At 45.4% G+C, this 22,225-nt stretch carries 20 protein-coding genes; 11 read left to right on the top strand and 9 right to left on the bottom strand.

The window, feature by feature from the left end; genetic code table 11:
- The 7 genes from MHB54_RS05145 (at window position 1) to MHB54_RS05115 (ending at window position 8,229) form a co-directional block, all read left to right on the top strand.
- Window positions 1-1,479, top strand: a complete 1,479-nt coding sequence (locus tag MHB54_RS05145; protein WP_013309433.1) for a sensor histidine kinase — start codon at window positions 1-3, stop codon at window positions 1,477-1,479.
- A gap of 110 nt (window positions 1,480-1,589) precedes the next feature.
- On the top strand, window positions 1,590-2,546 hold the full coding sequence (locus MHB54_RS05140) for a 4-hydroxy-3-methylbut-2-enyl diphosphate reductase (protein ID WP_013309434.1): 957 nt from the start codon (window positions 1,590-1,592) through the stop codon (window positions 2,544-2,546).
- Window positions 2,547-2,809: 263 nt separating this feature from the next.
- Window positions 2,810-3,847: a 3-deoxy-7-phosphoheptulonate synthase gene (gene aroF / locus MHB54_RS05135; protein ID WP_023987802.1), complete on the top strand. Its 1,038-nt coding sequence runs from the start codon at window positions 2,810-2,812 to the stop codon at window positions 3,845-3,847.
- A 271-nt stretch (window positions 3,848-4,118) separates the two neighbouring features.
- Window positions 4,119-5,543 carry a type I glutamate--ammonia ligase gene (gene glnA / locus MHB54_RS05130; protein ID WP_023987803.1) on the top strand — a complete coding sequence of 475 codons (1,425 nt, stop codon included), beginning with the start codon at window positions 4,119-4,121 and terminating at the stop codon, window positions 5,541-5,543.
- 265 nt (window positions 5,544-5,808) lie between these two features.
- Complete coding sequence (gene serC, locus MHB54_RS05125) at window positions 5,809-6,900, top strand: 3-phosphoserine/phosphohydroxythreonine transaminase (RefSeq protein WP_028542950.1); 1,092 nt, start codon at window positions 5,809-5,811, stop codon at window positions 6,898-6,900.
- Window positions 6,901-7,139: 239 nt separating this feature from the next.
- The gene (gene trmL, locus MHB54_RS05120; protein ID WP_023987805.1) at window positions 7,140-7,604 is read left to right on the top strand and encodes a tRNA (uridine(34)/cytosine(34)/5-carboxymethylaminomethyluridine(34)-2'-O)-methyltransferase TrmL; all 465 of its coding nucleotides are present in this window, start codon (window positions 7,140-7,142) and stop codon (window positions 7,602-7,604) included.
- A 376-nt stretch (window positions 7,605-7,980) separates the two neighbouring features.
- Window positions 7,981-8,229 (top strand): AbrB/MazE/SpoVT family DNA-binding domain-containing protein, encoded by a 249-nt coding sequence (locus MHB54_RS05115; protein WP_013309439.1) that lies wholly within the window; start codon window positions 7,981-7,983, stop codon window positions 8,227-8,229.
- Between the two features lie 99 nt (window positions 8,230-8,328).
- Here MHB54_RS05115 and MHB54_RS05110 read toward each other — a convergent pair whose 3' ends face one another.
- Window positions 8,329-9,396 carry a phosphodiester glycosidase family protein gene (locus tag MHB54_RS05110; protein ID WP_023987806.1) on the bottom strand — a complete coding sequence of 356 codons (1,068 nt, stop codon included), beginning with the start codon at window positions 9,394-9,396 and terminating at the stop codon, window positions 8,329-8,331.
- Entirely contained in the window at window positions 9,393-9,800 is a 408-nt protein-coding gene (locus tag MHB54_RS05105; protein ID WP_023987807.1) for a hypothetical protein, read from the bottom strand. Before MHB54_RS05105 ends, MHB54_RS05110 begins: the two co-directional genes overlap by 4 nt.
- 275 nt (window positions 9,801-10,075) lie before the next feature.
- Between MHB54_RS05105 and MHB54_RS05100 the strand changes: the two genes are divergently transcribed.
- Together MHB54_RS05100 and MHB54_RS05095 are read left to right on the top strand one after the other, a co-directional pair.
- On the top strand, window positions 10,076-10,732 hold the full coding sequence (locus tag MHB54_RS05100; protein WP_023987808.1) for a response regulator transcription factor: 657 nt from the start codon (window positions 10,076-10,078) through the stop codon (window positions 10,730-10,732).
- A 50-nt stretch (window positions 10,733-10,782) separates the two neighbouring features.
- Entirely contained in the window at window positions 10,783-12,036 is a 1,254-nt protein-coding gene (locus MHB54_RS05095) for an aminotransferase-like domain-containing protein (protein ID WP_264454006.1), read from the top strand.
- Window positions 12,037-12,055: 19 nt separating this feature from the next.
- Here MHB54_RS05095 and MHB54_RS05090 read toward each other — a convergent pair whose 3' ends face one another.
- On the bottom strand, window positions 12,056-12,889 hold the full coding sequence (locus tag MHB54_RS05090; RefSeq protein ID WP_053325038.1) for a DUF2161 domain-containing phosphodiesterase: 834 nt from the start codon (window positions 12,887-12,889) through the stop codon (window positions 12,056-12,058).
- 283 nt (window positions 12,890-13,172) lie between these two features.
- Here MHB54_RS05090 and MHB54_RS05085 point away from each other — a divergent pair, with 283 nt between their 5' ends.
- Both MHB54_RS05085 and MHB54_RS05080 read left to right on the top strand, forming a co-directional pair.
- The gene (locus tag MHB54_RS05085) at window positions 13,173-15,068 is read left to right on the top strand and encodes a PrkA family serine protein kinase (RefSeq protein ID WP_023987811.1); all 1,896 of its coding nucleotides are present in this window, start codon (window positions 13,173-13,175) and stop codon (window positions 15,066-15,068) included.
- Window positions 15,069-15,359: 291 nt separating this feature from the next.
- Window positions 15,360-16,382: a globin-coupled sensor protein gene (locus MHB54_RS05080; protein WP_023987812.1), complete on the top strand. Its 1,023-nt coding sequence runs from the start codon at window positions 15,360-15,362 to the stop codon at window positions 16,380-16,382.
- Window positions 16,383-16,522: 140 nt separating this feature from the next.
- On the opposite strand, the gene MHB54_RS05075 is transcribed toward MHB54_RS05080, so the two are convergent.
- The 6 genes from MHB54_RS05075 to MHB54_RS05050 form a co-directional block, all read right to left on the bottom strand.
- Window positions 16,523-17,419, bottom strand: coding sequence for an aminoglycoside phosphotransferase family protein (locus MHB54_RS05075; RefSeq protein ID WP_076264329.1), 897 nt, complete (start codon window positions 17,417-17,419; stop codon window positions 16,523-16,525).
- Between the two features lie 18 nt (window positions 17,420-17,437).
- The gene (locus MHB54_RS05070) at window positions 17,438-18,448 is read right to left on the bottom strand and encodes an aminoglycoside phosphotransferase family protein (RefSeq protein WP_076264328.1); all 1,011 of its coding nucleotides are present in this window, start codon (window positions 18,446-18,448) and stop codon (window positions 17,438-17,440) included.
- A 206-nt stretch (window positions 18,449-18,654) separates the two neighbouring features.
- The gene (locus tag MHB54_RS05065; RefSeq protein WP_023987815.1) at window positions 18,655-19,206 is read right to left on the bottom strand and encodes a PepSY domain-containing protein; all 552 of its coding nucleotides are present in this window, start codon (window positions 19,204-19,206) and stop codon (window positions 18,655-18,657) included.
- Window positions 19,207-19,325: 119 nt separating this feature from the next.
- Window positions 19,326-19,919, bottom strand: a complete 594-nt coding sequence (locus MHB54_RS05060) for a PepSY domain-containing protein (protein WP_023987816.1) — start codon at window positions 19,917-19,919, stop codon at window positions 19,326-19,328.
- Between the two features lie 22 nt (window positions 19,920-19,941).
- A complete protein-coding gene (locus tag MHB54_RS05055; RefSeq protein WP_264454005.1) occupies window positions 19,942-21,303 on the bottom strand; it encodes a sensor histidine kinase in 1,362 nt (453 codons plus the stop codon).
- A complete protein-coding gene (locus MHB54_RS05050) occupies window positions 21,300-22,001 on the bottom strand; it encodes a response regulator transcription factor (protein ID WP_023987818.1) in 702 nt (233 codons plus the stop codon). The genes MHB54_RS05055 and MHB54_RS05050 overlap by 4 nt, the downstream gene beginning before the upstream one ends.
- Window positions 22,002-22,225 lie beyond the last annotated feature (224 nt).

Genomic DNA, 22,225 nt, shown 5'->3' with positions numbered 1-22,225 from the left:
ATGTCTATTCGGTGGCGGCTGACAGCTTGGTATTCGAGCATCTTGGCTATTGTACTTGTCATTTTTGGTCTGGCTATTTACGGACTAGTATATTACTACACATATAATGAAGTGAAAAGTCAGCTTATGACTCAGGCGCCACAGATTAACAAGCAATTACGCCTTATTATTAAAGGGGGATTGTTTGAAGTCCCTAACCTGGATTTAGGATTGGAGCAGGGGCGTGGAATAGATGACTCACAGCTATATGTACAAATTTACAATTATACGTCCGGGGTTACCAAAACCACCCAAAATATGAAAGACCTCAATATCACCTTCCCTGTTCCATCTACAGCGGCAGGAGCAGTTCAAAATGAGGGGATTCGACGTGTGAACGTAAATGGGGATTCCTTTATGATTTATCAACAGCCCATTAAGTCCGAGGAGTTGGGGTTGGTGGTCGGGTTGCTACAGGTAGGACAATTCACGGGCTCTCAGGATCGACTCATGAACAGGTTACAAAATGTGCTTGTATACGGTTCGTTGTTTGCATTACTCGCTGCTGCGACCTCAGGTCTCTTTCTGGCTCGCAAGTCTATGAAGCCGCTGGTCAAGGTCATTGAGGGGGCAAATCAGATTCAATCCAGTAATGATTTGAGTGTACGGATTGAATATGACGGACCACCAGATGAAATTGGACAATTAATCGGGACGGTTAACAACATGCTGGGGCGTACAGAGGTGTTTTACAAGGAGCTGGAAGATGCGTACGGTGCACAGCGTCGTTTTGTGGCTGATGCTTCCCATGAGCTTCGTACGCCGCTAACGACGATCCGTGGCAACGTTGATTTTTTGCTCAAAATGTGGACTACCGAACCAGGAGAGCGACCGAATATGGATGAAGAGATGATTCGCGAGCTTTCTATGGAGGCATTAAATGACATGGCGGATGAAGGCAAACGGATGAGCCGTTTGGTGAGTGATATGTTGTCACTCGCGAGAGCGGACACAGGGAAAACGTTCGATAAGACTCCCGTTGCGTTGGAACCGCTTGTAAGTGAGGTTGCCCGTCGTGCTCAGTTTTTAGAGCGAACGGCCGAATGGAATGTGGGAGATTTTTCGTTGCTGAATGGTATTTATATGGATGGCAGCAAGGATTATTTGCAGCAAATGCTATTCATTTTCATTGATAATGCATTCAAATATACACCTGAAGGCACAGTCCGATTTGATGCCATTATTTATCAAGGACAGGTGGGGCTACGGATCAGTGATACGGGCATTGGAATGGATAAGAGTGAGGTTCCCTTTATTTTTGACCGCTTTTACCGGGCAGATGAGTCACGCGGGGTGACGGAGGGAATTGGGTTGGGGCTATCTATTGCCAAGTGGATTATTGATGAACATCACGGGTCTGTGGAAGTGGTTACGCGCCAAGGAGAAGGAACGACATTTGTCATCTGGCTTCCGGTCAGCTTTTCCGCGCCTTTGGAATAGGCTATAATAGGAAGGCAACTACATCATAGAATTGGCCGGTAGAGGCGTGGAAGCCCACAGCTGCCCAGTTTTGGAGCTGTATACTGTGTCGAAGAAAGCGGGGGCTCATTTTGGAAGTACTCAGAATTTCGCCCCGGGGTTACTGCTACGGCGTAGTCGATGCCATGGTATTGGCACGTCAGGCAGCCAGAAATCTGGACTTACCCCGGCCTATTTATATATTAGGCATGATTGTGCATAACAGTCATGTCACCAATTCCTTTGAAGACGAAGGGATTATTACACTGGACGGCCCGAACCGTATGGAGATTTTAAGCCAGGTAGAGAGCGGCACTGTTATCTTCACTGCTCATGGCGTATCACCAGAGGTTCGCAAGCTGGCACGAGACAAGGGGCTGACTACGGTAGATGCGACTTGCCCTGACGTCACAAAAACGCATGATCTGATTCGAGAGAAGTCTGCCGAAGGCTATCAGATTGTTTATATTGGCAAAAAGAATCATCCAGAGCCGGAGGGAGCTATCGGTATTGCTCCTGACCATGTTCATCTGATTGAAAAGGAAGAAGAAATCGACAGTCTTACGTTACCAGCTGGCAAAATCCTTATTACGAATCAGACGACCATGAGTCAATGGGACATCAAGCACATTATGAAGAAGCTGCTGGAGAAGTTCCCAGGTGCTGAGATACACAATGAAATCTGTTTGGCGACGCAGGTACGTCAGGAAGCGGTAGCTGAGCAGGCTGGACAGGCGGATCTGGTGATCGTTGTCGGTGATCCGCGCAGTAACAATTCAAACCGATTGGCTCAGGTTTCGGAGGAAATTGCTGGTACAACAGCTTATCGTATTTCTGATGTGACCGAGCTGAAGAGGGAGTGGCTTGAGGGCGTAGCCAAGGTGGCTGTGACTTCTGGGGCTTCCACGCCGACACTGATTACCAAAGAGGTTATTACGTATTTGGAGCAGTATGATGCGGCTAACCCGGATACGTGGGAGATTCAGCGAACCATAGATATGAAAAAACTGCTGCCTCCTGTACGGGAGAAGTCAAAAACGACGAAATAGTTTGTGATTGATTACAGCCGTTATTCGGATACAACCATCCGGATAGCGGCTTTTTAAATTGTTTTAATTTATAGATATTATTCGGTTAGCTTCACTAAGTTAGAATATTGAATAATTCGGGATAATTAAGCCTTGACGAGTATAGCTAAAACAGGTATAGTTGCTTTAACAAATAAAAGCTTAAAAGCGAACAAGCGTCTAAGCGTCATAATATCAATCTATAATGGGTTAATAAAATATGTATCATAGAGAGGAAGAAAAAAATGATCGTTATCGCTGGTGTTCAAACACCTGAAGAACATATTCAAGCTATTGTTGAAGTTATTGAGAAAGAAGGATTGCAGGCACATGTATCAAGGGGATCGGATCGCACGATCATCGGACTGATTGGTAGCGTAGAGCCCAAGTTGGCTGAACATCTGCGTCAAATGAAAGGCGTAGAAAATGTGGTTAAAATATCGAAGTCCTACAAATTGGCCAGCCGTGATTTTCATCCGGAAAATACGGTTATCTCCATTAAAGGAGTAAATATCGGCGGAGGCGAGCTTGTCATTATGGGTGGACCATGTGCCGTTGAATCTGCTGCACAGATAGATGAAATTGCCGGATTGGTCAAAGCAGCAGGTGCGCAAGTTCTCCGTGGTGGTGCTTTTAAGCCGCGTACAGGGCCTTATAGCTTCCAGGGAACTGGTGTAGAAGGTTTGATCATGATGGCTGAGGCAGGTCAAAAGCACGACCTCCTGACCATCACAGAGGTTATGACACCTGAATACGTAGACATTTGTGCGGAATATGCCGATATCCTGCAAGTAGGTACACGTAATATGCAAAACTTCGATCTGCTGCGCAAGTTGGGTACTTGCGGCAAGCCAGTGTTGCTCAAACGCGGTTTTAGCTCGACTTATGACGAGTTCTTGAATGCTGCCGAGTACATCTTGGCAGGTGGAAATCCGAATGTTATGCTGTGTGAGCGCGGTATCCGCACATTTGAAACCTACACCAGAAATACACTCGATTTGTCTGCGATCCCTGTGTTGCAACAGTTGAGCCATTTGCCGGTTATTTCTGATCCTAGCCATGGCACGGGTAGACGTGAATTGGTTGTTCCTATGACGAAGGCTTCGGTCGCTGCCGGAGCGGACGGACTAATTATTGAAATGCATACAGATCCCGACAACTCGATGACGGGTGACGGCGTACAATCTCTGTTCCCAGATCAATTTTCAGATTTGCTGAAAGATTTGGAAATATTGGCTCCTGCTGTGGGGAAAACATTTCACACGCCTAGTACCATTGCTTAAAACCAATGTTTAACATTAATGCATAAAAGTTTTGCTGCAACGCAGTAATGAGATTTAAATTACCTAAAAGCCCGATGTTTCGGGCTTTTTGTGCTATTCAAATGTTATCAAGGGCGTAAGCATATCTAACATTAGTTTAAAAAATACCTTACATAGCTATTGACCCGTGTCATGTTTGAGATTTATAATGACGACAGAAAAAAACATTCGATCATGAACATTTCAGGGTTGTATAAGACTTAATGTTCGGAAAAATTGGGAGGAAGAAGACATGTCCGTTGAAAACGTATTGAAAACAATTCAGGAAAATAATATTGAGTGGGTAGATTTTCGTTTTGTAGATTTGTCTGGTCGTGCTCACCATATTTCATTGCCAGCTTCCGAAGTAGATGCAGAAACATTTGTTAACGGTGTTGCTTTCGACGGTTCTTCCATTCCCGGCTATCGTGGCATCGAGGAGTCCGACATGGTTATGCTGCCCGATCCAGAAGCGGTTTTTATCGACCCTTTCACTCAGCATCCTACACTGAATATTCTGTGTGACATTGCTACGCCAGATGGCGAAAAATACGACCGCGATCCTCGCGGCATTGCAAAAAAAGCTGAGGCATTTCTGCAATCCGCAGGAGTGGGCACAGCAGCATTTTTTGCACCTGAGTCCGAGTTTTTCATCTTTGATGATGTTCGCTACGAAAGCGGCATGAATAGCTCCTCCTTCTTCGTAGATTCCGAGGAAGCAGCTTGGAACACGAACCGTAAGGAAGAAGGCGGCAACCTGGGCTTTAAAGTGGGAGTGAAGGGCGGATATGTACCTGTAGCGCCAGTAGATACCCAACAAGATATCCGTAGTGAAATGTGCCGTTTGCTTGAAGAAGCAGGTCTGAGAATTGAGCGCCATCACCATGAGGTAGCTACGGCAGGCCAAGCGGAAATCAACTTCCGTTTTGACACACTCAAGAAAACAGCAGATAACCTGCTCGTCTATAAATACATTGTACACAACACAGCTCGTCAATATGGTAAAGTGGCAACATTCATGCCGAAACCAATTTTCGGGGACAACGGAAGTGGTATGCACGTTCACCAATCCATTTTCGATGGCGACACTCCTTTGTTCTACGAAAAAGGTGCTTATGCTAATCTGAGCGAAATGGCTCTTCATTACATTGGTGGTATTCTGTACCATGCTCCTGCATTGATCGCTTTGACAAATCCAAGCACAAACTCGTTCAAACGTCTCGTTCCTGGCTACGAAGCACCAGTTAACCTGGTATTCTCCAAAGGTAACCGTTCTGCGGCTGTACGTATTCCAGTAGCGGCTGTTACTCCAAAAGGCTGTCGGATCGAGTTCCGTACACCAGACTCCACTGCTAACCCTTACCTTGCCTTCTCAGCGATGCTGATGGCGGGTCTGGATGGTATCAAGCGCAAATTGAACCCAATCGAATTGGGTTATGGTCCACTTGACACCAACATCTACGAGCTGTCTGACGCTGAAAAAGGTAAAATCCGTAGCGTACCTGGTTCATTGGATGAGGCTTTGGATGCTCTGGAAGCTGACTACGAATTCTTAACTGAAGGTGGCGTATTTACGAAGGACTTTATTGATAACTATGTAGAGTTCAAACGTTCTGAAGCTAAATCGGTGAACATCCGTGTTCATCCACACGAATATAGCCTGTATTTTGACTGCTAATAACTTGATTGCTTAGCTGCTTTGAATAACAACCACTAGCTTACGGGTAACAGTTGTTATTCAAGATAGGTCTCCGGTCTTATGCCGGGGACCTTTTAATATTAAAGTGAAAATTACAAAATAAAGATGTTAAATACGTTAACATTCACAACTTTGTCACATCATAAATGAAATTGAAAACATTTTTATACAAGTCTTGAACGCATTTATGAATACTGCTATCATAGCGATAATATCCACACCAGAGTAGAGAAGGGATGGGAATTTGTTGAGTAAGAGAGCCTACAATTTTAATGCAGGACCAGCGGCATTGCCGCTTAAAGTACTGGAACGTGTACAAGCTGAATTCGTAGATTTCCAGGGAACAGGGATGTCGATCATGGAAATGTCTCACCGTGGAGCTGTGTATGAATCTGTTCATAATGAGGCGCAGGAACGTCTGTTATCTCTGCTGGGCAATCCACAAGGCTACAAGGTGTTATTCCTACAAGGGGGCGCAAGTACGCAGTTTGCAATGCTGCCTTTAAATTTCTTGCGCGAAGGACAGACTGCGAGCTATGTAATGACAGGTAGCTGGTCGGACAAGGCATATAAAGAAGCCAAGCTACTGGGCAAGGCTCATATTGCCGCATCCTCCGCTGATGAGAAGTACATGCGTCTTCCGAATGTAGATTCCTTGGACTTGCCTGAGAATACTGCTTATGTGCATATGACGTCCAACGAAACGATTGAAGGTACACAATTTAAGCAATTCCCGGATACGGGGTCCGTACCATTGATTGTGGACATGTCCAGCGATATTTTTTGCAAGCCTTTTGATGTTACTCAATTTGGATTGATTTATGCTGGCGCACAAAAAAATCTGGGACCTTCTGGTGTGACGGTCGTGATTGCCCGTGAAGAGTTGCTGACTTCCTCACCGGACAATATTCCTACGATGTTGCGTTATAGCACATATGAAAAAAATAACTCTCTCTACAATACTCCCCCATCCTTTGCCATATACATGGTGAATGAAGTGCTGAAATGGATTCAGGAAGAAGGCGGTTTGGAAGGCATTGAGCGTGTGAACCAGCAGAAAGCTGCTTTGCTATACGACCGTATTGACAGTAGCGAAGGCTTCTATCGTGGTTGTGTGGACAGCGCTGATCGCTCTATCATGAATGTAACCTTCCGCCTCGCGAATGAGGATCTGGAAAAACAATTTATTAAGGAATCCGAACAGGCCGGATTTATCGGACTGAAGGGACATCGCAGTGTAGGAGGGCTTCGCGCCTCGATCTACAATGCTGTTCCACTGGAGAACTGTCAAGCATTAGCCGAGTTTATGGATGGATTCAAGCAACGTAACAGTTAATTACGCGGACATATATTTCGATACACGATATTTAAAATCGAAAAAGTAAATGTAGAGCCTTCCCTGAATGTGTATAGGGGAAGGCTTTTAGTGGTGTGGGTTGAAATTTTTGTCGTTTGATGTTCATATCTGTCTGATTTTGTTAAAATAAAAGAATGTGTATGTTTTTAATGTATACACTTTGGTTAAACTGTAGGTTATTTGTCTGATGAATTTAATGATGAAGGGAACGAAACGTGATGCCATTACATATTGTGCTTGTCGAGCCGGAAATCCCGGCTAACACAGGTAATATTGCCAGAACGTGTGCTGCAACCGGAACTCATCTGCATCTGGTGAAGCCACTGGGCTTCCGTACCGACGATGCCACGTTAAAACGGGCTGGACTTGATTATTGGTATGCTGTCCACATTGAATATCACGAGTCTTTTGCTGAAGTGCAGGAGAAATATCAGGAAGGCCGCTTTTTTTATGCGACGACCAAAGCGAATCAGCGATATAGTGATATTGCATTTCAGGATGGAGACTTCTTGGTATTTGGTAAAGAAACGAAAGGTTTGCCTCCAGAGCTGCTAGCTGCTAATCCAGATACATGTATCAAGATGCCTATGTCTGATAAAGTAAGATCTCTAAACTTGTCGAATTCCGCTGCGATTATTGTATATGAAGCGCTGAGACAAATGGATTTTCCGGATTTATCATAAAGAGCATCGAGTGAACAAGTATAAATGCGAATAAAGAACCAGGACCTTAGTTGCTAATAAGAGTTTCACCTTTGTTGCTCAAAGGTACATGACAGTGGAGCTTAAATAAAGGTTGTATGGTCGAAAATTTGCGAAATTTCTCAGCGAGGGCTAATGATAATTGGCTTTCCGGTCGATAAAAATATTATAGACATTCTGTACCATACTTTGATATGGTTCATGATTTTATGAAAAAATGTAATAAAATTTCCTGTGATCAGCAGGATTCGACAAAAAGACAGCGAATACTACATAAAGAATAGTGTCTTTGTACCTAGTTTTTCGCATGGTAAGAAATTTGTAAGTTATTACTCAATAGGAGAGGTGTACGATCACGATGAAACCTGCCGGTGTGGTACGTAAAGTTGATCAGCTGGGGAGAATAGTTTTGCCTAAGTCACTGCGTAAAAGGTACCAAATGAATGAGGGAGATCCTGTCGAAATTTTGGTTCAGGGTGACCACATTATTTTGGAGCGTTACCGTCCAAAATGTGTATTCTGCGGGTCAGTAGAACAAGTGAACGATTTCAAAGACCGTTATATTTGTGCTCAATGCCTGACAGAAATGACACAGTATTCCTCCTAAATGAGGCAAAAGCATCACGACATTCGTTCGTGATGCTTTTTTTCGGATAGAGCCGTACGTCGGCTAGCATATTTAATTTAGTAGTAGACTATTAGGTAGCTATTTATAGAACAAAAAATGAGTAGGGACTGGACGCAAATTACCATCTGACGGTTTGTTTACGACTCGACCGTTAAGTATAAGCGACGAGGAACCGCCTCCGTCCAAATTATAGGCATCTTGAACACCTAGATTGTACATTTTCCCTTGCAGTTCTTCGAGCGTCGCGCCCGAACCCCCGCTTTCATTGTAGCCGTCTACGACAATAATGAGCAACTGATCATCTTTATAGTTGCCAATGACCGTACGCGGGGCCCGCTTGGGGGAGACTTTCCATTTGTCAGGAATAGGCATTTTTTGTCCCCTTTGCAGCAGGACGGGAACGAAGGTAGCCCCAAAGGCAGGCTTTAAGCTGTCAAGAGCACCTTGACTGTAAAATTTGCCACCGATAAGCTTGCCATCGTTACTCAGTCCGACGAAGGATAAATCCTTAAAACTGGACTGAAAGCCAGTAAGGTAGTGGCCGTTCAAGACAGTAGTGCTTAATGGATAGCGTTTGCCGTCTCCATCCGCAAAGCCGCCTGCATTGATGCCTGCAATAGCTCCGTGTCTCAAGACTGCACGCATGGTGGTTTCGGAGCCACCCAATTTGTCACTTCCCAAAGACATTTTCATAGCAGTAGGATCTTTAAGTTTGACCTTCATAGCGTAGCCATGATAAATTCCCGGGTTTACCTTAAACAATTCAATGGTAATCCGGTTGCTATCTACCCGCTCATAGGGAACCCCCAATTTGGCGGTGATACGTCGATCATAGATGATCGCGGGCCGCTTGGACTGCGTAGAGGCAGTCACGACAAGCTGATTCATCGTTTGGGTCGTTTGCTTGTATAGCTCAGAAGTCCGGTGAATCGTAGACAAGGTGTATGTTGCCGTTTGCTTGGCTTCATCAAGCTGCTTGCCTACTGATTGCGTTTGTAGAGTGACTTCAGCTTTTTGCAGACTCGAAGAAGTAGACCCAGGAAAGCTCAATGAGGGATGCACTAACAAAATACACCCCAACAAACCGATAAAAGGAGCAAGGGCCAACATAAAGAACCGGTTCACTTGTTTTGCGTCTACATTCATTTTAGCAAGTCCATTTTTTTCTGAAGTGTATTGAGTTGCTGCTTGACTTCGTTTAATTGGGTATACAGTTTATTGCTGTTATCGGTCTTATTGTTTGCATTATCCTTCGTAAAGGTCAGTAGTTCATTGAAGGACTGGACTTTTCCCTGCAATCCGCTAACTTCCTTGGAAAGAGCAGTCAGTTGCTTTTCATAGTCAGATTTGAGTGCTTGAATCTGTTGGTCTGTATGGGTTTGCATCTCGTTTAGCATTTGCTGCTTCAAGTGATTGCTATACAGATAGGTTGCGAGAGCACCTAGTATAATAAGAATGAACCAAAATAGCAGAAAAGCCTTTACGGGTAACCCCTTTCTTGAATTGCTCCGCCGAGCTTCGGTAGGAGGACGTTCAGGTGAAGCTTGCATACGATTTTCAACTCCCGTGTAAAGTCAAATTTCCAGTCTTTATTTGCAGTACCAATTCTATCATGGGCCTATTTATTTCGCAAAAGTGAAATAGTCGTATAAAAATATTGGAAAAAGAGATTGCATCGGAAGGAAGTCCTAGGATACAATTTCCTTAAACGTTTTTCGCTTCCTATACGTTCACATTCGCGCAATTTCTACATATGCAATCCCCAATTTTAGAATTATTTTCGCTACTAACTATGTATTTTTTTGTAAAATCAGGAGGTTTAGATATGAGAAAAGTATGGCAGGTGGTCATCATAGATATCCATCCTACAAGTATGCTGGGAACAAAGCTTATTTTGGAAGACCAGCAGGATTTGCTTGTCAGAGGGATGTCTTCCTCCGGAACGGAAGGCTTGGAGCTGGCTTGTTCCATTCGACCGGAAATCATTTTAATGGACTACAGGTTGCCTGAGGGAACGGCGGAACCATTTTTGACACAAATGCGGGCCTTGTCTCCGGACAGCCATATTGTTATTATGACGGATGAGGATAATATTACGTTGTTTCAGCAGCTAATTTCGCTTGGAGCAAATGGAATGTTATCCAAGCAGGCATCACCGAGCCAGTTAATCCATCTGATCAACGGTTTACGCGAAGGATTTGCTTCTTTACCAATGGACTGGATTCGGTGTGGAAACTGGCCCTTTATGCCGTTAATGGCATCCGAGCCTTTTGACGAATTGACACAAACCGAAGTGTTTATTATGGAACGTATTGTACAAGGTATTACATATGACAAAATTGCTATCGAGATCGAAGTTAGCCGGCGCTCCATTGATAATTATCTACGTAAAATTTATGCGAAATTAGGCGTGTCCAGCCGGGCGCAGGCGATTGAACGTTATGCCTTATATGCGCGTCAGATGAAGCAGCTATATGCCTGACGCGTCAGCCCGGAGATCATGACCTATTTTTCAGGAGAAGGAGGATGTTCATGCAATATTCCTTTGCTTCACGAACGGCTGCGATGTTGGCTTCTCCAGTGCGTCATATCCGGGAAAATGCGAGAAGACACTCCTTTATATCTCTGGCTGAAGAACTACCTGCACAAGAGCTGTTTCCGGTGAAGTTGCTGGAAGAAGCGGCCCATGATGTGTTTGGCTCCGGCCCTGACGCCCTCCAGTATGGTGAACCGGAGGGCTATTTCCCTTTGCGGGCATGGCTTGCGGGAGAGTGGGAACAGCGTAAAGGAGTAAGAGTACCACCAGGTCAAATCCTTCTCACGACAGGCAGTCAGCAGGCCATTGACCTGATCATAAGGCTGATGGTGGATGAGCGTGATCCGGTATTGGTCGAAAACCCTACATCTCCTGGATGTTTACAAGTACTATCTATGCAGGGTGCGCAGATCGTTCCTGTAGAATCAGATGGGGAAGGTGTCATTCCTAATAAGCTTGAAGCTTTAATGATCCGTTATCGACCCAAGCTTTTTTTTGCCACGCCAACGTTTACGAATCCGACGGGCTCCTTGTGGAGCGCGGCTAGGCGGCAGGAAATTTTGGACCTGTGCAGGCATCATGAGGTGTTAGTAGTTGAGGATGATTCTTATGGTGAATTGCATTTGAAGCAAAAAAATGAGTCCCATGACAAGAGTCCGCATGGTCAGAGTCGAAAATTTGCTGAGACTTACCCCTCACTATTTGCGCTGGATCATGCGGGCCAGGGAGGTCAAGTACTCTATATCGGTTCGTTCAATAAAACAGTTGCTCCTGCGCTGAGAACGGGTTGGGCTGCTGGTCCTGCACCGTTAATTGAAGGGATGTACGCATTGAAGCAGCTGGCTGATATGCAATCCAGTACGATGAACCAACGGCTGCTGTTCCAATTGTTGACCAGCTCGCGTTTTCAATGGCACGAGCACTTGGCGATGTTGAACAAGGAATATTCGACTCGACTTCAATTAATCTTGGAGCTGCTCAAGCGCCCGTTTTGGAAAGACGTGACGTATCATATTCCGTCCGGTGGCATGTATGTATGGGTGCAGTTGCCCGATGGGCTGGACAGCGCATTGCTGCTAAAGGCGGCGTTACCCAAAGGCGTAGCCTTTATGCCAGGTGCGCTATGTGCGGTTGGCAGTGAAGGCGCGTCCCATATCCGACTCAATTTTAGCCATCCGGGCCGTGAGCAATTGCTTATGGGCATGAATCTGATCGGTGAGACGATCAGTGAATTTACTGCGCGGAGCTAGCAAAAACCATCGCCCCATGTCAGTCATCCTCCGCTTCCGCAGCAACGGTGGAGTAAGTGATTGGCGCTTCCGCAATCTGAAGCTGTCCACTGTCCTCGTCAAGCTCTGCGTCCATTCCAGTGGCCGTTTTAATGCCATGCTCTTGCAGTACTGCCGCATACTCGTTCAGGGCAGTTTCGCCAAACGGAGTCAGTCGATAGCGGCCGCGGGATACGCGCTCAAACCAGCCGTAGTAGTTGTGCTGAAGTACGGCAGCAGCTGTGCTGACGGCTGCTATGCGGGCGAGCTGCGCCGGAGCGGCTTCCCCCAAGCTCTGCAAGGCTACGGCTACACGCAGCGCTTTTTCCCGATAGGCAGTGACCAGCTTGCGTCGGGTGCTGCCGCCGATATTGTGGTCACCGCTGCGTGCGTGAAATTCCCGCAGCAGCTTTTCCTTGCGCGAGCCGGGGCGTACCTTTGCTGCATTGTGGACATTGTCGCTAGGCGCCGCAGGCTTACACAGTACCTCAACGAGCGGCGGCTTAGTTTTAAAATGGGTGACAGTGAGCAAGCCAAGTCCTAACTGGCGGCACAGTCCGACCAGCTCGTTCCAGCGCTGATTGACTGCCCCTTTTTTGGCACGATTCCGTTCTACAGCTACATATACATTGCTGCTTAGTTTCAAACGCTGCATGCCTTGCAGCACAAGCGCCAGGTTAAACGTCTTTTTGATCTCCACAATCAGTGGTGTCTGTTGCCCTGGCTTGATACCCACCAAATCGCAGTTGCGTACCTCTCCTTTGACTTCATATCCCAAGTTCTCAAAAAAGGCTTTCACCGGAGCGTACAGCTCCGTCTCATGCCGAACCGCCATGACTTCTCCCGCTCCTTTATCCCATTATTCCGAGCTTATATTGTACCATAATGCGTCAGGTCCGCGTCGTTGTTGTATATTTTAGCACAGTGTATCCCTTGTTTTTTTCGAAAAAGCAGAGAGACCTGTCATAAAAAATAGGTCAATTCTGAAATCAATCTGCATAGGTATGTATTACACTTTTTTTAAGGGGATTGCATCATATCCTGAAAGGCGTGACGAGTGTAGCCATAATCATCAGGAGTGGAGGATAGTCATTACGCAGTCATGGGAGGAACCGAGCATGAATATTTTTGAACGCGTTGCGGAGTACCGGGCGGAAAACAACCGTCTGGCCTGGAGCGGCACTTTTAGAGAGTATATTGAGATACTCAAGAAAGACCCGACGCCGGCGATGACAGCTCATGCACGGGTTTACAAGATGATTGAATCTTTTGGTGTAGAAGAGGTTGGGGGACATAAGCGATACAAATTTTTTGAGCAGGAGATCTTTGGACTGGATCGAGCGCTGGAAAAGTTGGTGGAGGAATATTTCCATTCATCAGCCAGGCGGCTCGATGTGCGCAAGCGTATCCTTCTTTTGATGGGACCCGTCAGTGGGGGGAAATCGACACTGGTCACGTTGCTAAAACGTGGTCTGGAGAAATTTTCGAGAACGGATCAGGGAGCTGTATACGCGATTGAAGGCTGCCCCATGCACGAGGACCCGCTTCATCTGATTCCCCATGAGCTGCGTCCCGATTTTGAAAAGGAGCTGGGTGTACGGATTGAAGGTAATCTCTGCCCATCCTGCCAGATGAGATTGCGCACGGAATTTGATGGCGATATTGAAAAGGTCCGCGTGGAGCGGGTATTTATATCGGAAGAAAACCGGATTGGTATTGGTACGTTCAGCCCTTCTGATCCGAAGTCACAGGATATTGCTGATTTGACGGGCAGCATCGACTTTTCCACGATTACGGAGTATGGTTCGGAATCTGACCCGCGTGCGTATCGGTTTGACGGAGAATTGAACAAAGCGAATCGTGGACTGATGGAGTTTCAGGAAATGCTGAAATGCGATGAGAAGTTTTTGTGGAATTTGCTTTCTCTGACCCAAGAGGGAAACTTCAAGGCTGGGCGGTTTGCGCTCATCAGTGCAGATGAACTGATCGTGGCTCACACCAATGAATCCGAGTATAAAAGCTTTATTGCAAACAAAAAGAACGAGGCGTTGCAATCACGGATGATTGTAATGCCGATTCCTTATAACCTGAAAGTATCTGAGGAAGAAAAGATTTACGCCAAGCTCATTGAACAAAGTGATATGAAACATATCCACATTGCGCCTCATGCGCTGCGAACGGCTGCCATTTTCTCCGTGCTTACCCGCTTGAAGGAGACGAAGAAACAGGGGATGGATCTGGTCAAAAAGATGCGCATGTATGACGGTGAAGAGGTCGAAGGATACAAGGAAGCCGATCTGAAAGAAATGCAAAGTGAGTTTCTGGAGGAAGGTATGTCCGGGGTAGACCCGCGGTACGTCATTAATCGTATTTCTAGTGCATTGATTAAGCAAAATGTGGAATCCATCAATGCCCTGGACATTTTACGAGCAATTAAGGATGGTCTGGATCAACATGCCTCCATCACAAAGGAAGAACGAGAGCGCTATCTGAATTTCATTTCCGTGGCTCGTAAGGAATATGACGAATTGGCTAAAAAAGAAGTGCAGAAGGCCTTTGTGTACTCTTTCGAGGAATCAGCCAAGACGCTCTTTGACAACTATTTGGATAACATCGAAGCTTTTTGCAATTGGGCGAAAATTCGCGATCCGCTCACAGATGAGGAACTCGACCCGGATGAGCGGCTCATGCGCTCTATTGAGGAGCAAATCGGGGTATCGGAAAATGCGAAAAAAGCATTCCGTGAAGAAATATTAATCCGTATTTCCGCGTATTCTCGCAAGGGACGGAAGTTTGAGTATCATCATCATGATCGGCTGCGAGAAGCCATTGAGAAGAAGTTGTTCGCCGATTTGAAGGATATTGTGAAGATTACGACTTCGACCAAAACGCCTGACGCTAATCAGCTCAAACGGATGAATGAAGTGATTAAGCGACTGATTGAGGAGCATGGCTACACAGGAGCCAGCGCTAACGATCTGTTGAGGTATGTAGGTAGCCTCCTGAATCGGTAAGACGAAATAATAAACAAGTACAGTATGGTGAAACCATGGGTTGATCTGGATGGTGCCACACGGTTGTGAGGTATCCGATCAACGTGTTTCGTAGAGGGAATTCGGCAAGCACAGGGGATTTCAGGTGCTGCCGGATTCTTTTTTGTATCATCAGGCAGTTGTGATTATATATTTTCTGAAATTGCTATGAAAAAAATCATAATCAATCTTCTGCTTTTTTAACAATTTCTAAAAAGTTGCCGATAAATATGGTAATGTAAAATCTATGTAAACTATTATTTGGAGGAACTTATGATTCATGTCGCGGAGAGTAGATTAAAACAGATACAATATATTGGTATTACTGATGATGATTTGGCTTTATTGCATCATTATCAGGGACTATTCCAATCTATTGTGAATGAGGTGGTCGATCGGTTTTATGAGCATGTAGAAAAGGTTCCGCATCTCATGTCGATTATTTCCAAATGGTCGAATATTGAACGACTAAAACAAACACAACGTGAATACTGGCTTTCTCTCGCAGATGGAAAAATAGATGATCCGTTTATCGAACACCGTCTTTTTGTGGGGCAGGTACATTCCCGAATCGGATTGTCTTCCGATTATTATTTGGGCACGTACATTGCTTATCTTGATATTGCAGTGGACATTTTAAAGCGTTCGGGGATAGAGGACTGGTTTTTTATTGTGCATGCTCTTTCCAAAATGTTCAACCTGGATTCCCAGCTTGTACTGGAAGCTTATCAGGAAAAGGAAAAGGAACAAATCAACGAGCTGGCCGACGAACAAACGCAGGTGCTGACCGTTGTGTCCCGAATTGCGCAAAATTTGACCGGGATGATTGCTGAGCTTAGGGAAAATACGGATAATATCGCGGAGAGTGCCTGCAACACTGCTTCTTCGCAGGAACATACAGAGGAATTGGTACAGCATTTGAGTGACGAGATTAAGCATATTGAGCAGATGAGCGGTACGATCCGGGAACTGTCCGATCAGACTCATCTGCTGGGACTGAATGCGGCGATTGAGGCTGCCCATGCGCAGGAAGCAGGGCGCGGGTTTCAAATTGTGGCACAGGAGGTGCGAAAGCTCGCATCCAATTCGAAGCAAGCACAGGAGCAAATTCAGCGCAAGGTGCTGGATATTGCCCGTATGCTTGACAGTGTGCAATCCGAAACAGCTGCCACAACAGCCAGTGCCCGGCAACAGGCTTCCAGCTCAGAGGAATTGGCTTCGTTCACAAAGCTGATCGAAAACATGGTGAAGGAATTGGAAATGCTGCAGCACTCCTCGGAAATGCTGCAGGTGTAAGATGTGGCTTGAATGTACTATGGGGGCAGCAAGTCGATTGGCTTTAGCGGCATGCGCTTTTCCTGTAGTTGTTGTCAGAACACAAAAAAACAGACCTTTTCAGCGGGTCTGTTTTTTTTGTTTAGTTCCAAGCTGACAGATTATAATAACGATCTAAGTTCACGTCGGTATTTGTTCAAATGCACGAACGACGGAATGACTCGCTTGGCAGAACGGAAGCCGCCTATTCTGATATTGCGGACTACATGATAGGGAGAGATCAATAGTGCGTGAAGCAGATGCAAATCATGGGTGCTCAATGGACGATATCGTTGATAGTAATCTATCGCGCGCAGCATCTTTGTCCCATTCCAAAGACAATTCCGATGAAGAAGATGGGAGAGATCTTTCATCCTTACATGTAGGGAGCAATTTTCAAAGTCGATCAAATGGATTTTGAGCTGTTTGTCTTTAATCAGATTGGGATAATTATAGTCGCCGTGTATAAATGCGGCGGCTTTTTGCTCCTGAGCAATGGCTTCTCTAACTTTGGGCTGCTGTAGGCGATGGGACACTTCTTCACAAAGAGCTACGAGATGTGCTGTGCCTCTGTATGGGATGAGGCGTTTTTTGTATCCAGATATTTCATCGCTCAAGCCTTCATAACGGATTCTGGATGGCGGAGCTTCAGTGATAGGAAAGCTAACGGCACTGGAATGGAATTTGGCTAAAGTAGCAATTCCCTTTTTGAAGTCTATTCTTTTTGTGAATTCTGGTCTGAGTCCATGAACCCAATTGGTTAATGTATACGAAACACCTTCATAGGTCATGTAAGCCGTTTGTTGTACTGTTGGATAGACCTTTTGGCTGCGTGTAAACCCGCGCTCATCCAAGTAGGACAAGACACGTGTAATAAAACGGATCTCTTCTTCCGGAAATTTGTAGGGTTTTAAGCAATAAGTCGTATTAGCGGTCTCAATCTTGTGAATGTCCTTCATTTGACGGGTACGCTGAATTTTGATTCCGTACATCTGCTCAACGTTCGATAAAATCGACATTTTGATCCTCACTTTCTTTTATACATGAGCCCACTCTTGCAAAATATGGATGATTTGTAATCGAAGAGGCCACGACTGATCCCAATTGTCCAGGATTTCACGATCTCTTGAACGATTCGGGTGTCGGGAAGCATGCCAGGCTTCTCGTGGTAGTTTATATAAAGCTGTAACAATCTTCCGTTCAGTACGGCTTAGTGGTTTACGCTTTTGGTATCCCTTCAGCAAGGATTGCACAAATTCAGGATTGAATTGAGTCGTATTCATAAGGGCCTTTGCCAAATCAGCATAGATTGAGCCGATTTTAGCCCGATCCCAATCAATGATTTTGAGATGACCGTCATCCGAAATAATGACATTTGGGGTAGTGATATCACTGTGTATCAAGGAGGGATGCCGATGTTCCATCCGAAGCAGCCTTATGATGGATGCATCCTGCAAATCCTTCCATGCTCGCCTGGATAAACGTTTGCAGTTTTCGCCGTGAGCATTGTACCAGTTGCGGTACGTTTTATCATGGCGACTGTTTTTTATCATTTTTCTTTGAAAAAGACGATCCTGGTTTTTCCATATCCGCAATTGTTGAATGGTCGGAGGGGACTTTCCTTTATCCATCCGATGCAAGCCGGTGGAGGTGGCGTGAAGTGTGGCAAGTGCCCGCCCCAGTTTTTCGAAATCTTCAGCGGTTTCCAGTCCCCGTCCTTTGATCCACTGACTTACATAAAATGGCGTTCCTTGATGTAGAGTCCATAACTTGCCGGAATGAGTGGGGAGCCATGCGGGCATGTAGGTATACTTTCTCTTTTTCAAAAGCCTTATATGACTCGCAGCTCGTTCCATCTGTTGAATCGTATTTGAACGGACCATCTTTGTACGACTAAAGGGCTTTAATGCATAAGTTCCCTTTTTCGTTTTCACCTGGATCACTGCATTTTTTCGGTATAATGATGAGACTAAGCTTGATTTTAACGGGATCAGGCCGAAACGACGGGTGATTTTGCGAATCTGTGCTTTAGTATAGGATTTCGCCATAAGAACCTCACTTGACTTTGGATTGAAGAAAAAGGTAATCCTCTGTTAGTTATCAGTCTATTCATGAAGAAATAATAGGTGCAGTTTTATGAAGCCATCTTCGTTCTTTTCCTATGTCACATTGGTCAAAAAAACGGAGCAGCGAAAGTTCGCTGCTCCGTTTTAATTAGCTCTGTATTTAGTTACCCTGATTATGACCTGGGTGATTAATATTCGTTGTCATCATCATCTTCGTCTGTATCCACGATTGCGCCAGATGATGCATGGATTTCAAGCTCAACGGTTCCTTCGTTGGTGAGTACCTTTACCTCGTAGATGAACTGTCCATCTTCCTTATCCAATTTAGAAGACAAAAGGGTACTCCCGGGTACGTGCTTAAGCGCAATTTGTCCAGCCTGTTTTTCAGTCAGGGTGATGTGATTTGGCTTGTTAAGGGAGGACTCGTCATTCGAGTCATGATCAAGCTCAGAATGGGAACGGATGGTTTTCCCAGTATAAGCATCAACATCTATATCCCAATCTTTATCCCCTTGCTGGAGATCCACCTCATAGTAGACTTTTCCGTTCTTGCGCTCCAGTTCGACATCTTCAACTTGTGCATTATTCCCCACAGCCTTCTTGGCAATGTTGGCAGCGGCGGTCGCTCCAATAAGGCCCGTAGGTTTAGCGGCCCATACGGCATTCGCTGAGACACCCGTAACTGTAACTCCAAGCAGAACCGTGGCTGCCATAATTCCTAATGTATAGTTTTTTTTCATTACATAATTCCTCCTTGTGCTATAAGCATGAATACAGCTTATCTCTTGAACATGAGAGGAACATAATAGAATCATGAGAAAACCATGAGAAAACATGAGCTGAGATGATCATCAAGTCGTCATGATTCGTTGTGCTCCTGTTTTTCTTTTTCCCACGTTATAGAGTCGATAGAGCCCGATACTGCATTGACCTGTACTACTGCTTCACGCCCATCTTTTACCTCAACCTCAACCAGATAGTAGAGGCCTTTGTCGTTGCGATGAAGCTCAATATCATCGGATGTTCCGTTAACTGCTTTGGCAGCAAGCTTGGCTGCTTCTTTCTCTGTAATAACGAGAGAAACCGGGTCAGGTTTATTAGCTGGATTCGATGTGTCTCTGGTTGGTGAGGTACCGGGTTTGTGATCTTGGGGCTCCTGCTTCGCATCTGTATAAGCCTGTGTCCGCTTAATGGAGTCGATGACACCGTCATAGGCATTGGCTTTTATATCGTACTTCCCTTTGGCGCGTTCCAGCCTGATCAGATAAAAATCACCCAAGCGTTGGGATTCGAGCACCTCGCCGGGATACTGATGCAAAACGGATTGGATGACGGCTTTTTCTTCCAATGGAGAAGCTGCTAACGACCGTGCCCAAGGCCACTGTAAAAGACAAATTGTAATCAATACAGCCGCCAGCGTACCCCCAATCATCCACACATAGATGGCTTTCATCGTTATTCCCTCCTTTGGCTTATTATTTTGGAACGGTAGGGAGGATGATCGTTGCAGTTGTTCCGCTCCCCTCTACACTTTCTAGCCCAATTTGAGCATGTATAGCTTGTGCAATTCCTGTAGCCAATGATAAGCCTAGCCCAGCCCCACCTTCCTCGCGGCTTCTGGCTTCATCCACACGATAGAAGCGGTCGAATACTTTAGATAACTTTTCTTCCGGGATTCCAATTCCTTGATCTGTGATTCTTATGCAGGGTTGAGCTGTACCGCCCACCGTATCAATCATCAGGTGTATCGGCTCGTCACTGTATTTGCGTGCATTATCCAAAAAGATAAATAGCAGCTGCTTCAGCTTATTTTCATCGGTATAGCCAATGCAGTCTGCCTGTACATCCAGTTGAATTTGTCGGGCGAACGCATTTTCAAATGTAGCTTTTAATTCTGTCGCTATTCTGGTCAGGCGTACAGGCTCCAGCGCGACATTCCATTGTTCTTCGTTTCTGGCCAACAGAAGAAGCTGCTCTGCCATGTCCTTCATTCGAATCGCCTCGGAATGGATCGCTTCAACGGATTCGGCGAAAATGTTGGGATGCTGCAACCCCCGCCGTTTGAGCAGACTGGCATAACTTTCAATAATGGTGAGCGGTGTCTTCAATTCATGGGACGCATTAGATACAAATTGTTCTTGCCTGACGAAATTCCGCTCCAGCAGTTCAATCATGTCATTAAATGTTTCTCCCATTTCGACCAGTTCGTCGCGTGATGATGAATTGAGCGGAAGACGTTTAAATTTCCCGCTGCGCTGAATTTCTTTCATCGTGCTAATCATAGATGTAATTGGACGTGTGATCAGTCTGCCGAGCAGCCTTCCCGACACCACGACAGGAATGAGCGCAATTCCAGTGACAGCCACAAGTACGATTCTGAGTACCTGTAGCGTCTGCATCGTCGGTTGCAGACTTTCGGTCACCTGGAGATTGACAACCTCGCCATTGGTCCAAATCATGGGGAGCGATACAAGAATGTAACGATTGCTTTCATAGGTAATCATGCGAACCTGCCGTGTTTCATCAAAAACGCCCTTCATCAAGCTAAGAGATTGCTCGGAAGAAGAGGTGATAGGGGGAAGAAAGTCGCCTTCTGGTTTCATCAGCCGAAGCATGCCATCCAGCGGTACATAGGCTCGGAGAAGATCCTCAGCGGCTACGGATACCGGAGCACGTTGAATCCCACGAACTATGTTCTCTGCTGCGGCCTCTACCTGGTCTTTTCGATTGTCTATCGAAAATTGGCTGAATAGGAAATAGATCGAAAAATTAATGGCTACAAGTAAGACCGCGAATAATAACGAGGTGTACGTATGGATTTTGTTTTGTAGCTTCATAAAGATTCCTTCAGTACATAACCAATTCCGCGTACAGTATGGATCAGCTCAGGGAGCTGGCGCGTAGGGTCGATTTTATTGCGCACGTAGCGAATATACACATCGACCACATTGGTATCGCCCATATAATCTATGCCCCATACATTCTCCAGTAATTGTTCACGGCTAAGTACCTGCCGCTGGTGTCTGAGTAAATGAACGAGCAAGTCAAACTCTCGCGGTGTAAGCTCAATGTTGTGCTCTCCTCGAAGAACTTCACGAGTACCTTCATGGAGACGTAAATCCCCGGCACTAAGCCATTTATCTACCCCTTGTGGAGCCATGTCTTTCGTTGCACCCACTCTGAGTGCGGCCCGTACACGTGCAAGCAGCTCTTCGATCACAAACGGTTTGGTAACATAATCATTGGCTCCCAAATCGAGTCCCTCGACCTTATCTGCAATGGAACTTTTAGCCGTCAGCAAAATGACAGGAACGTTCGCATCATGCTTACGAATCCTACGAAGTAGCTCGATGCCATTGAGACCGGGAATCATAATATCCAGCAACACTAGATCCCAATTGCCTTTGCAATACGTCTCCAGCCCATCAATTCCGTTTTTTTCTTTACATACTTGATAGCCTTCAAATTGAAGTTCGATCTCTAGAAGCCGGGCAATCTTTTCTTCGTCTTCTACGATCAAAATAGATTGTTTCATGATCATGCCCTCCTGTAGGCGAATAGCCGATACGGAAGTATTTTAGCATATACGGACAGGTAAGGCACTTCAAAGCGCAGGGCAGTGAGGGAAGAGATGTTTATAGCACGTTATATTTCTTTACATTAAAAGGGATGAAAATGTAATGATAGCGCTATGATTTTGTTTTTTTATCCTTTATGCACAACAAACAAGCCTTTGTTTTGGTCAGTATGAACATTGTT

It is taken from the genome of Paenibacillus sp. FSL M7-0802 (assembly GCF_038004945.1).
In the GTDB taxonomy this organism is placed as follows: Bacteria; Bacillota; Bacilli; order Paenibacillales; family Paenibacillaceae; genus Paenibacillus; species Paenibacillus polymyxa_B.
This window is presented reverse-complemented; position numbering and strand designations above follow the sequence as displayed.